The organism is Bradyrhizobium sp. 1200_D9_N1_1, assembly GCF_052075915.1.
GTDB lineage: Bacteria > Pseudomonadota > Alphaproteobacteria > Rhizobiales > Xanthobacteraceae > Bradyrhizobium > Bradyrhizobium diazoefficiens.
In genome coordinates this window covers 9,112,960-9,123,100 of the sequence record NZ_CP197226.1, presented here as the reverse complement: position 1 = coordinate 9,123,100, position 10,141 = coordinate 9,112,960, and the positions used below count along the sequence as shown (strand labels likewise).

Below are 10,141 nucleotides of genomic sequence, written 5' to 3'. Positions count from 1 at the left end.
CGTCAAAACTTCTCTTGAGAGATAATAGTTGCGTTGTGAGCGCCATGCAGGGTTCCTGCCATAGGGTTCCTGGCATGGCGCGACCTCAAAGCGAGTCCATCGTCAGGCATGGCTCGACCGTTCGGCGAGAACGCCGCGTCCGATCAGCGATGTCAGAGATGGAGGGGTCGCGAGGTCAGCGCGTACTCGGCGCTCCGTCACACGCGGGAGGCTGGGTGTCCGACGGATTTAAAACGGCATCGTTGGAATGGGAAACCTGTTTCAATACCGCGTTCTGTCCGTAAGACATGATACCTCCCCGTCCTGCCGTGATTGCTCACGGCAAGGTCCTGCGTGTCCTGAAGACATCCGCGGCTAAAGTCGCCGATGTCCTGCCCGTCTGCACTGTTCGTTCGCCCGGCTTCGCCAATCACGCGTGTCGGGGTAGTCTCAAGATGTCTCTCGTTTGCGCTTGGATCTCGCTTGGAGACATTCAGACAAAGAGCTACCATTCCCATGTTGCTATGGGTTTTGAACCGACAATCGCTTGTTGAAGCGTCGCCAACGTGCACACCGCCGCCGATTTGCACGCTCGCCCCGTTTCCAAAACCGCGCTGGTCTCAAGATCGTGGGCGCCGCGAACGACTTAAGGAATACACTAAGCGGAAAGACTCGCAACGAAATTGATTCACACTCGATGCATCAAAAAACTTGACCAGCGTTAACGCCGCGCGCGACTTGTGCACAGGCTCGTGACCAAGTTTTTGGATTCGTGCACAGAATCGAAAATGCGCCGCGTCATGTGACAAATCCTCGTCACAGCCAAAAATTTTTTACAGAATCGTCACGCGCGCGACGTGCAGACGAATTTTTCAAATGCTTGCGATCGCTATGTCGATAAGTGATTAGCGAGACACCGTTTTTTGAGTCTCGTTTCACAGGGTAACTCCATCGCACGATGTGTCCCGGTGAAACTACGGTGTGCAGAACCTGGCGCGCGTGCAGGTGCGAGTTGGGCCCGCCTCGCAAGGGTTTTTCGCAGCGCAGCGCAGCGAAAGTTTCCGCTGTTGCAATATCACCCGCAACGAGGCTGGAGGTAAAATTGCGGAACGCATCATAGTGCGGAGATGCAAATCCTCCAATCGAGGATTGGCGCGTGACTGCTTGCGTGAATATGACAGGCAGCAAAAAGCCCGGCGCGAGGCCGGGCTGATTGACGAACGTGATGTCGAGCGGATCAACCGATCGGATGATTGCAACCAGTCGCTTGGCGAGCCTGGTCAGCGAACTTGCTTCGCCAACTTACTTGGCGAGCTTGGCGATCTGCGCGGTGAGCCGCGAGACTTTGCGGCTGGCATTGTTCTTGTGAATGATGTTGCGCTGCGCGGCGCGCATCAAGGCGGGCTCGGCATTCGCCAGCGCCTTCACGGCGGCGGCGCGGTCGCCGGTCTTGATGGCTTCCTCGACGTTGCGCACGGCGCCACGCATCTGGGTGCGGCGCGACTTGTTGACGGCGGTGCGGCGGGCGATCTTGCGCGTCGCTTTCTTGGCGGAGGTGGTATTGGCCATGGTCTCAATGTCCTTTGCGGGTACCGGTCGCGTCTTGGTCGGGTAGCGCCGGCTTGCTTGACCGCGTAATCGACGCTCGGATTTAGGGTGTTCGGTTCAAGGCTGTTCCCGGAACATGAGGCCTCAAAGAGCCTGCAACTGCTCAAAGAACAGCGGCGGCAGGATTGCGCCCGCCGCCAGTTGGCGCCCTTATAGAGAGGGTCTTTGGCACCGTCAACGCTTTCAAGACCCGGAAAACCGGCTCTGGCGGCCTGAATGGGTGCCGTAACGCCCTGAAGAGGTTGAATTTCTGCCGTCGCCCGGCTATTGGCTGGCGGCGTTTCTTTGGGTCCTCCGACCGGACGACCATATAAGGTGAGGCATGATCCGCGGCTTTTTCCGACTGATTGGGCTGTTGCTGCTCGCCGGCGGGTTCATCTTCATGGTCTATGACGGCGCCCGCTGGGTGGCCGACCAGACCCTCAAGTTCACCCGGTTCGGCCAGTTCTGGAACGACATCAATCAGGCCAGCCAGTCGGCGTTCCGGACCTGGGTCGAGGCCAAGGCGCCCTGGCTCTGGACCTCGGTGATCCGCCTTGTGCTGGATCAGCCGGTGTTTGCCGTCCTCGGCATCCTGGGCATCCTCCTGATGATCCTGTTCCGCCCGCGCAAGCCGCTGATCGGCTATTCCCGGGACTGAGTCCCGCGCGCGGCGCCGCGTAACAAGGCTGCCCCTTCGCGCGTAAACGCCTATATTCCCACCTGATCGCGAGCACGCCGCCTGAGCGCCTGGCTTTTCGAGTCGGCACAAGCGACGGACAGCTCGTTCTTCGGAGATCCGACCATGCTGTTCATGCGCAAGACCACCGCATTGCCGAGCGCAACTGAGGCGCTGCCGGGCCGTGCGCAAGCCATCCCGACCGCGAGCACCCATTTCGTCAACGGTAGCAAGTTGCAGCCGCCTTATCCCGCCGGCCTCGAGCAGGCGGTGTTCGGGCTCGGCTGCTTCTGGGGCGCCGAGCGCAAGTTCTGGGAGCTTGGCGATGGCGTTTACACCACCGCCGTCGGCTATGCCGGCGGCCACACGCCGAATCCGACCTATGAGGAGACCTGTTCGGGACGCACCGGCCACACCGAAGTGGTGCTGGTCGTGTTCGATCCGAAGAAGGTCTCCTACGAGAAGCTCTTGAAGACGTTCTGGGAGAGCCACAACCCGACGCAGGGCATGCGCCAGGGCAACGACGTCGGCACGCAGTACCGAAGCGCGATCTACACTTACTCGGATGCGCAGAAGAAAGCGGCCGACGAGTCGAAGGCGCTCTACCAGAAGGCGCTCGCGGCCAAGGGCCTCGGTGCCATCACCACCGAGATCGCGCCCGCCGGCGCATTCTATTTCGCCGAGGACTACCATCAGCAATATCTGGCGAAGAACCCCGCCGGCTATTGCGGCCTCGGCGGCACCGGCGTGTCCTGCCCGATCGGCGTCGGTGTGAGCGCGTAAGTCAGCTCCGGACTCGCTGCACCTCTCCCGCTTGCGGGAGAGGTCGGCGTGCCCGGGCGATGCGAAGCATCGTCCCGCGCGCCGGGTGAGGGCTCTATCCCCTGGGGGACTGTCCCGTTGTGGAGACACCCTCTCCCCAGCCCTCTCAGCGCGAGCGAAGCTCGTCGCGCCCCGCATCCGCCTTCGCCAAGGCTTCGGCGGACAAGAGCGGGAGAGGGAGCGCAGTGTGCCCGTTGCTCGCGGCGCTCCAGCCCCCTCAACGCTTTATTAACCATAACCGGTGCATCACTGGAGCCGTCTCGTTTCGAGGGATAGGTCCGGTGCCGGTTGCACGCGCGTTTCGATGGTCGATGTTGGCAGCGTCCGCCGCGCTTGCCCTTGGCGGCTGCATGCAGACCGCCGGCCCCGTCGCGGTGATGCAGCCGCGCGCCGATCTCGATTCGATGGCCTACGGCCAGCCCTACAACGCGCCGCAGCCGGTTGTCGTCGCCGACGGTGGCGGCGCCATCGGCGCGCTGCGCAACTCCTTTGCCTCCGCGCCTGCGCCGATGCCGGTCGGCTACGCCGCGCCGATGGGAGCGCCGGTCCGTTATGACGCCTCCTACCATCTCGATGCCGGCGACAAGCTGCGCGTCGTGGTCTATGGCCAGGAAGGTCTCACCAACAGCTACGCGATCGATGCCGGCGGCTCCATCACCATGCCGCTGATCGGCGCGGTGCCGGCCCGTGGCCGCACCACGGCGGGCCTCGCCGGTGAAATCGCCGCGCGCCTGCGCAACGGTTACATCCGTGAGCCCTCGGTCGCCGTCGAGATCGAGGCCTATCGCCCGTTCTTCATTCTCGGCGAAGTCTCGGCGCCCGGCCAATATCCCTACGTGCCGAACATGACGGTCGAAAGCGCCGTCGCCATCGCCGGCGGCTTCTCGCCCCGCGCCAAGCGCGACGTGGTCACCGTCACGCACACCGAAGCCGGCGGCTCGATGCGCGCCGTGGTTCCGCTCGGCACGCCGTTGGCACCGGGCGACACCGTGTTCGTCGGCGAGCGCTGGTTCTAGCTCTCTCGTCATTCCGGGGCGCGCGTAGCGCGAGCCCGGAATCTATTTCTCCACCATCTCTGACGCACGGTGGATTCCGGGCCTGCACCGCTGCGCGGCGCATCCCGGAATGACGGCAGGGATGATGTCGTCGACCTCGCGACCTATCTCCTGAAATCCAGCCGCCCTTCCGGAAAACATCCGTCGATGCGCGCGGCATCGACCACGCGCCCGACCCACGGCCGCGTGATCGCAGGGTTGGTCAGGTTGATGTACTTGCCAACCAGGCGATCCGCGCCCTCGCGCGCCGCATCGATCAGCCCGTGTCGGCGGCCATTGTCCCAGTCGAAACGCAGATAGATCCGGTTCTCCGCAACGCGAACGTCGGCGCGGCCCCGCTTCCATGTCTCCGGCGTGTCGCCGGCAATGGTTGGATCAGCGCCGCCGTTCCAGCGGCTTGCCCAGATGCCTTCAAGCGGATCGGCGCGCGAAGAAATGTCTGCCCAATGCGCCGCATTGCCGTCGGCTGCATCGCCGGAAAGCGTGGCGGCCGCGGCGTAGCTCATGACGTCAGAATCGTCCGGACCCGGGACGTCCATCGTGCCGAAAGGATTGCGGATGACGCGGTTCGTGTTGATCTGCTGCATGACGATCTCCCGGCGTGTGTTGGCTTGATCGGCCAGCTCTATCGCCGGGGGGGCAAGGTGCGGCCACCCGATTCCCGCTCTCTCCTCTGGTCATTCCGGGGCGCGCGTAGCGCGAACCCGGAATCCATCGCGCCACCATTTTCTGCGGCCCGATGGATTCCGGGCCTGCACCGCTTCGCGGCGCATCCCGGAATGACGGATGAGAGATGTGCGCCTTACGTCAAATGCTCCGCGAAGAATTCCATGCTGCGTGGCCAGGCGATGTCGGCACTCGCCTTGTCGTAGCTGGCGCGCTCGTCGCAATGAAAGCCGTGCTGGGCGCCGGGATAGATGAAGACCTCCACGTCCGGCCGTTTCGCCTTGACGGTCTCGACGTCGGTCAGGGGAATGCCGGCATCCTTCTCGCCGAAATGCAGTTGCGTCGGCACCTTCGGCGTCTCGTCGGCAAAGCGCACGACCGCGCCGCCGTAATAGCCGATCGCCGCCTTCAGGCCCGACAGCCGCGTCGCCGCGACGAAGGCGACGCTGCCGCCGAGGCAAAAGCCGATGATGCCGACCGGTCCGACGCCCTTCACCGCATCGATCGCGGCTTGGGTGTCGCGCAGCATCGCGGCCCAGTCGGGACTGGCGACGAACTTGCGCGCCTCGGCGATCTCGTCGGGCGTATAGCCCGACTGGAAATTGGGCGAGGTGCGGTCGAAGATCGACGGCGCGATCGCGACATAGCCTTCGCTCGCCAGCCGATCGCAGACCGAGCGGATGTGATGATTGACCCCGAATATCTCCTGGATCACCACCACCGCGCCCTTCGGGTTGCCTGCGGGATCGGCGCGATAGCCGCCCAGCTGGAAATTGTCGGAGGCCGTCAGTCTGATGTCTTGTCCCACGCGGGTTGTCCTTCTTTGTTATTGCGAACTCAGCTCTCTCCCCTCATCCTGAGGAGCGCGCCCTTCGCGCGCGTCTCGAAGGATAGAGGCCGAGCTGCGAGAGGCGGGCCTGCATGGTTCGAGACGCGCGTTCCGCGCTCCACACCATGAGGGGTGACAGTTATTCCCACATCCAGTTCTCGCCGTAGTCCTCCTTCCATCCCGCCAGCCGTCCGTGGCGGAATTGCAGGAACAGGCGGTGGCGGTAGGGGATCAAGCCGCTGCCGCCGATGTTGCGAAGCGCGAGGTAGATTTCGTTGCCGGGACGTCCCCGCACATATTGCAGCGGCTGCCCCAAAGCGCGTGCGGATTGCTCGGCGTCCATGCCGAAGGCGAGCGGTGTGTTGTTCGATAAGGTCGCGACGAAGGGCCGGCGCGGCGGCACGGTGCCAAACGGTTCGGCCTGAACAGGCGCCGAGAAAAGTGTCGCCACGACGCCCGCAACCAACATCGCTTGCTTCATCGGCTCAAATCCTCGTTCGGCCGGCCTATTGCGGCAAGTTCTTCAGGAAAGGCACGACCGCGTCAACAAAAGCCTTGGGCTGATCGATGTTGACGGCGTGTCCGGCGGCGGGGATCACGACCTTTTGTGCGCCGGGGATCTTGGCCGCCATGTAGTCGGATGCGGCCAGGAACGGCGTGTCGTCGGCGCCGACCACGATCAGCGACGGCACCGTGATATCGGGAAGTAGCTCGATCACCTTCGCATCGCGCTGGGTCAGCATGCCGCGTGCGGCGAGCGCCAGCCCGCTGGCGTTGCGATGACTAGCGGAGGCGCGCTCGCGCGTCGCCGCCTTCAGCACGTCGAGACCTTCGCGCTCGAGCCTGTCGGCGGTGGCAAGCGCCCGTGCGTTCCAGGCCTCGCGCGCATCGTCCTTCTTGAAGCCCGGGCCGGTGTCGATGATCAGCAGCGCGCGGACGCGTTGCGGATAAGCGCGCGTGAAGGCGAGCGACATGTAGCCGCCGAGCGACAGCCCGCCGATGACGGCGCGCTTCGAGCCGACGGCATCGAGGATCGCCGCCATGTCGCCGACGGTGAGCGCTTCGCTATAAGCCTTGGGGTCGTCGGGATAGTCGGACTGGCCGTGGCCGCGCATGTCCCACAAGACAAGCTTGTGGTCCTTCGCCAGCGCGTCGACCTGCTCACGCCACATCGCTGAGGTCGATGAGTAGCCGTGCGTGAGCAGCAGCGGCGGCCCGTCGCCATGGACCTCGTAATAGATTCCGACGCCGTCCCGATCGATCTTCGGCATTTCTCCCGCCTTTATTGTTTGTTTCGTCGCGGCCATCCTAGCCGCCGGGTTACCTCGAAGAAACCGCCTGAAGGCGATGGCATGCATGCTTGACGCGAGGTCTGCCGCTTTCCTTTGCATCATGCGCGCTGCGTCAGTTCCGTTCTCGCAACGCACAACATGCAAAGGCCGAGATGGCTTCGATCAATTCCAGATTGCATTTGCCTCTGCGGCGGAACGCGATCATTCTTGCGATCAAGGTCGACGCCAGCCCGGTGGGCGTCCGCCAATACAAGTTGCCGCCGTAAGCGGCTTCATGCACCGGCAGGGGAAGACGCCTATGCCAACTCTCACCATCAACGGGCGGAGTCTGTCCGTGGATGCGGCGAACGACACGCCGCTCCTCTGGGCTATCCGCGAGCAATTGCAGATGACCGGCACCAAGTTCGGCTGCGGTGCCGGCCTGTGCGGTGCCTGCACCGTGCACGTCAACGGCGAAGCCGTGCGCTCGTGCCAGACCATGGTCGGCGATGTTGCCGGCAAGAAGATCACCACCATCGAAGGCCTCTCCGCCAAGGGCGATCATCCGCTCCAGAAGGCATGGATCGCCGAGCAGGTTCCGCAATGCGGCTACTGCCAGTCCGGGCAGATCATGCAGGCAGCCTCGCTGCTCGCGAAGAATGCCAATCCGACCAAGGAAGAGGTCGTCGCACACATGGACGGCAATCTCTGCCGCTGCATGACCTATTCGCGGATCCAGAAGGCAATCATGCGTGCTGCAACCGAGATGCGCACTGCATCCGCCTCCGGCAATGAGCGGAGGCCCACATGAATAAGCACGTGAACAACGTCGCCCCCGGGACGACCGATCTCAGTCGCCGCTCCTTCCTCGTCGGCGCCGCCGCGACCGGCCTCGTGCTCGGCTACGCCGGCGTGCCGGGCGTCGGCGAAGCGCTTGCTGCGCCTTCGAACTTCGAGCCGAGCGTCTGGTATGCGATCTCGCCTGACGGTCTCGTCACCGTGACCTGCGGCAAGGCCGACATGGGCCAGCACATCGCCTCCACCATGGCGCAGATCGTCTGCGAGGAGCTGGGCGCGAAATGGAGCGACATGCGAGTGCAGCTCGCCTCCAACGATCCGAAGTTCAACGATCCCGTTCTGGGGGCGCAGATCGCCGGCGGCAGCTGGTCAACCATGATGAATTTCGAGGCGATGAGCCGGGCGGGCGCTGCCGGCCGTATCGCGCTGACGGAAGCGGCGGCCGCAGCCATGGGCCTGCCGCCCTACTTCAAGGACCAGCTGGTGGTGCGCGACTCCATGGTCTCGCATCCGAAGTCGAAGAAGCAGATGTCGTTTGCCGACATCGTCAAGAGCGGCAAGGCGACCAAGACCTTCACGCCGGACGAGCTCAAGGCGATCAAGCTGAAGACGCCGGATCAATACACCATGATCGGCGTGTCGGTGCCGCAGCTCGACATCCCCTCCAAGACCAACGGCACCGCCAAGTACGGCATCGACGTGATGCTGCCGGGCATGGTCTACGGCAAGGTGGTGACCCCGCCGGTGCGCTTCGGCGCCACGGTGAAATCGGTCGACGACAGCGAAGCAAAGAAGGTGCCCGGCTTCATCAAGGCCATCATCCTCGACGACAAGACCGGAACCACCTCCGGCTGGGTGGTCGCAGTGGCCGGCACCTATGCCAACGCGCGCAAGGCGGCGGATGCGCTGAAGATCGCCTATGACGGCGGTCCGAACGCCAAGCTGTCGAGCCAGTCGCTGCTCGACGAGGCCAAGCGGCTCCAGGGCCTCGAGGATTCCGGCCAGTTCTTCGTCAAGGACGGCGATCCCAATGCGGCCTTCGGTTCGGCGGCCAAGGTGGTGGAGGCCGAGTACACCACCAGCATCAACATCCACGCGCCGCTGGAGCCGATGAACGCCACCGCGGAGTTCAAGGGCGACATCCTGCACATCTATTCCGGCAACCAGTTCGCGACGCGCTCCGGCGCGATCGCCGCGGGCGCGGCCGGGATCGATCCGAAGTTCGTGGTGATGCACCAGCATTGGCTGGGCGGCGGCTTCGGCCGGCGTCTCGATGCCGACATGATGATTCCGGCCGTGCAGGCGGCAAAGGCGGTCGGCAAGCCGGTGAAGGTGATCTATTCGCGCGAGAACGACATGACGATGGATTTCTCGCGTCCGCTCACCTACCAGAAGGTGAAGGCCGGCGTGGACGGCGACGGCAAGCTCATCGCGCTCAGCCACGACGTCGTCTCCGCCTGGCCGACCGCGCGCTGGGGAATCCCCGATTTCCTGACGCCATCGGTCGACAAGAAGGGGCCGCTCGACAGCTTCACGGTGAACGGTGCCGACTTCTTCTACACCGTGCCCAACCATTATGTGCGCGCGATCAAGAACGAGCTCGCGCACAATGCGACGCCGTCCGGGCAGCTTCGCTCGGTGGCGCCCGGCTGGACCTTCTGGGCGGTCGAAAGCATGATCGACGAGATCGCGGCTGCGACCGGCAAGGATCCCGCGCAGTTCCGCATCTCGCTGCTCGACGGTGCCGGCAAGAACGACGGCGGCGCGCAGCGGCTGCGCAACACGCTGCTCGCCGCGATGGGACTGTCCGGCTACGGCACCAGGCAACTGCCGAAAGGCGAGGGCATGGGCGTCGCCTGCGTCTCGTCGCAGGAGCGCGCGACCGCAAGCTGGACGGCGTGCGTCGCCCATGTCGCGGTGGCGCCGTCGGGTGAGGTGACCGTGAAGAAGCTCACGGTCGCAACCGATGTCGGCACCCAGGTGCATCCCGACAACATCCGCGCCCAAGTCGAGGGTGCGGCGCTGTGGGGCCTGTCGCTGGCGATGTACGAGAAGGCGACGCTCAAGGGCGGTGGCATCGAGCAGACCAATTTCGACAGCTACACGCCCTTGCGCATGAGCCAGATGCCCGAGGTCGCGGTCACCGTGATCGCCAATGGCGAGAAGGCCACCGGCGTCGGCGAGCCGGCGGTGACGGTGATCGCCCCCGCCATCGGCAACGCCATCTTCAATGCTTCCGGCGCCCGCGTGCGCGCGCTGCCGATCACGGCCGAGGCCGTGAAGGGCGCAATGAAGGCGTAAGCCGGTCGAAGGCTGCCAGAGATCATCCGCCGGAGGGCAACTTCCGGCGGATTTGTTGTTATGCGGAACGCCGCATCCACATATTCGCTGTCATGCCCCGCGCAGGCGGGGCATCCAGTACGCCGCGGCCTTTCCGTATCCTCACGCTGCCTCT

10 protein-coding genes are annotated in these 10,141 nt (G+C 64.2%); 5 read left to right on the top strand and 5 right to left on the bottom strand.

The annotated features are described in order from the left end of the window. Nucleotides 1-1,281: 1,281 nt before the first annotated feature. Nucleotides 1,282-1,548 carry a 30S ribosomal protein S20 gene (gene rpsT, locus AB5K84_RS43080; protein ID WP_011083654.1) on the bottom strand — a complete coding sequence of 89 codons (267 nt, stop codon included), beginning with the start codon at nucleotides 1,546-1,548 and terminating at the stop codon, nucleotides 1,282-1,284. A gap of 361 nt (nucleotides 1,549-1,909) precedes the next feature. Between rpsT and AB5K84_RS43075 the strand changes: the two genes are divergently transcribed. From AB5K84_RS43075 to AB5K84_RS43065, 3 genes are all read left to right on the top strand, one after another. After that, nucleotides 1,910-2,227, top strand: a complete 318-nt coding sequence (locus AB5K84_RS43075) for a hypothetical protein (RefSeq protein WP_011083655.1) — start codon at nucleotides 1,910-1,912, stop codon at nucleotides 2,225-2,227. 144 nt (nucleotides 2,228-2,371) lie between these two features. Next, nucleotides 2,372-3,028, top strand: a complete 657-nt coding sequence (gene msrA / locus AB5K84_RS43070) for a peptide-methionine (S)-S-oxide reductase MsrA (RefSeq protein ID WP_011083656.1) — start codon at nucleotides 2,372-2,374, stop codon at nucleotides 3,026-3,028. 350 nt (nucleotides 3,029-3,378) lie between these two features. Next, a complete protein-coding gene (locus AB5K84_RS43065; protein ID WP_231166607.1) occupies nucleotides 3,379-4,083 on the top strand; it encodes a polysaccharide biosynthesis/export family protein in 705 nt (234 codons plus the stop codon). Between the two features lie 143 nt (nucleotides 4,084-4,226). On the opposite strand, the gene AB5K84_RS43060 is transcribed toward AB5K84_RS43065, so the two are convergent. From AB5K84_RS43060 to AB5K84_RS43045, 4 genes are all read right to left on the bottom strand, one after another. Next, nucleotides 4,227-4,709 carry a hypothetical protein gene (locus AB5K84_RS43060; protein ID WP_441232781.1) on the bottom strand — a complete coding sequence of 161 codons (483 nt, stop codon included), beginning with the start codon at nucleotides 4,707-4,709 and terminating at the stop codon, nucleotides 4,227-4,229. 215 nt (nucleotides 4,710-4,924) lie between these two features. Then, complete coding sequence (locus tag AB5K84_RS43055) at nucleotides 4,925-5,596, bottom strand: dienelactone hydrolase family protein (RefSeq protein ID WP_011083659.1); 672 nt, start codon at nucleotides 5,594-5,596, stop codon at nucleotides 4,925-4,927. Nucleotides 5,597-5,756: 160 nt separating this feature from the next. Beyond that, on the bottom strand, nucleotides 5,757-6,098 hold the full coding sequence (locus tag AB5K84_RS43050; RefSeq protein WP_011083660.1) for a hypothetical protein: 342 nt from the start codon (nucleotides 6,096-6,098) through the stop codon (nucleotides 5,757-5,759). Between the two features lie 25 nt (nucleotides 6,099-6,123). After that, nucleotides 6,124-6,888 carry an alpha/beta fold hydrolase gene (locus AB5K84_RS43045; RefSeq protein ID WP_011083661.1) on the bottom strand — a complete coding sequence of 255 codons (765 nt, stop codon included), beginning with the start codon at nucleotides 6,886-6,888 and terminating at the stop codon, nucleotides 6,124-6,126. A 319-nt stretch (nucleotides 6,889-7,207) separates the two neighbouring features. On the opposite strand from AB5K84_RS43045, the gene AB5K84_RS43040 reads away from it, so the two are divergent. Together AB5K84_RS43040 and AB5K84_RS43035 are read left to right on the top strand one after the other, a co-directional pair. Continuing rightward, nucleotides 7,208-7,699, top strand: coding sequence for a (2Fe-2S)-binding protein (locus tag AB5K84_RS43040; protein WP_038965172.1), 492 nt, complete (start codon nucleotides 7,208-7,210; stop codon nucleotides 7,697-7,699). Then, nucleotides 7,696-9,987: a molybdopterin cofactor-binding domain-containing protein gene (locus tag AB5K84_RS43035; protein ID WP_441232780.1), complete on the top strand. Its 2,292-nt coding sequence runs from the start codon at nucleotides 7,696-7,698 to the stop codon at nucleotides 9,985-9,987. Before AB5K84_RS43040 ends, AB5K84_RS43035 begins: the two co-directional genes overlap by 4 nt. The last annotated feature ends 154 nt before the right edge of the window (nucleotides 9,988-10,141 follow it).

Bases quoted from the DNA above. Each gene is read 5' to 3' on its own strand.
- AB5K84_RS43040 (WP_038965172.1), top strand. From the start codon at position 7,208: ATGCCAACTCTCACCATCAACGGGCGGAGTCTGTCCGTGGATGCGGCG.
- rpsT (WP_011083654.1), bottom strand. From the start codon at position 1,548: ATGGCCAATACCACCTCCGCCAAGAAAGCGACGCGCAAGATCGCCCGC.
- AB5K84_RS43075 (WP_011083655.1), top strand. From the start codon at position 1,910: ATGATCCGCGGCTTTTTCCGACTGATTGGGCTGTTGCTGCTCGCCGGC.
- AB5K84_RS43035 (WP_441232780.1), top strand. From the start codon at position 7,696: ATGAATAAGCACGTGAACAACGTCGCCCCCGGGACGACCGATCTCAGT.
- AB5K84_RS43050 (WP_011083660.1), bottom strand. From the start codon at position 6,098: ATGAAGCAAGCGATGTTGGTTGCGGGCGTCGTGGCGACACTTTTCTCG.
- AB5K84_RS43065 (WP_231166607.1), top strand. From the start codon at position 3,379: ATGTTGGCAGCGTCCGCCGCGCTTGCCCTTGGCGGCTGCATGCAGACC.
- AB5K84_RS43045 (WP_011083661.1), bottom strand. From the start codon at position 6,888: ATGCCGAAGATCGATCGGGACGGCGTCGGAATCTATTACGAGGTCCAT.
- AB5K84_RS43060 (WP_441232781.1), bottom strand. From the start codon at position 4,709: ATGCAGCAGATCAACACGAACCGCGTCATCCGCAATCCTTTCGGCACG.
- msrA (WP_011083656.1), top strand. From the start codon at position 2,372: ATGCTGTTCATGCGCAAGACCACCGCATTGCCGAGCGCAACTGAGGCG.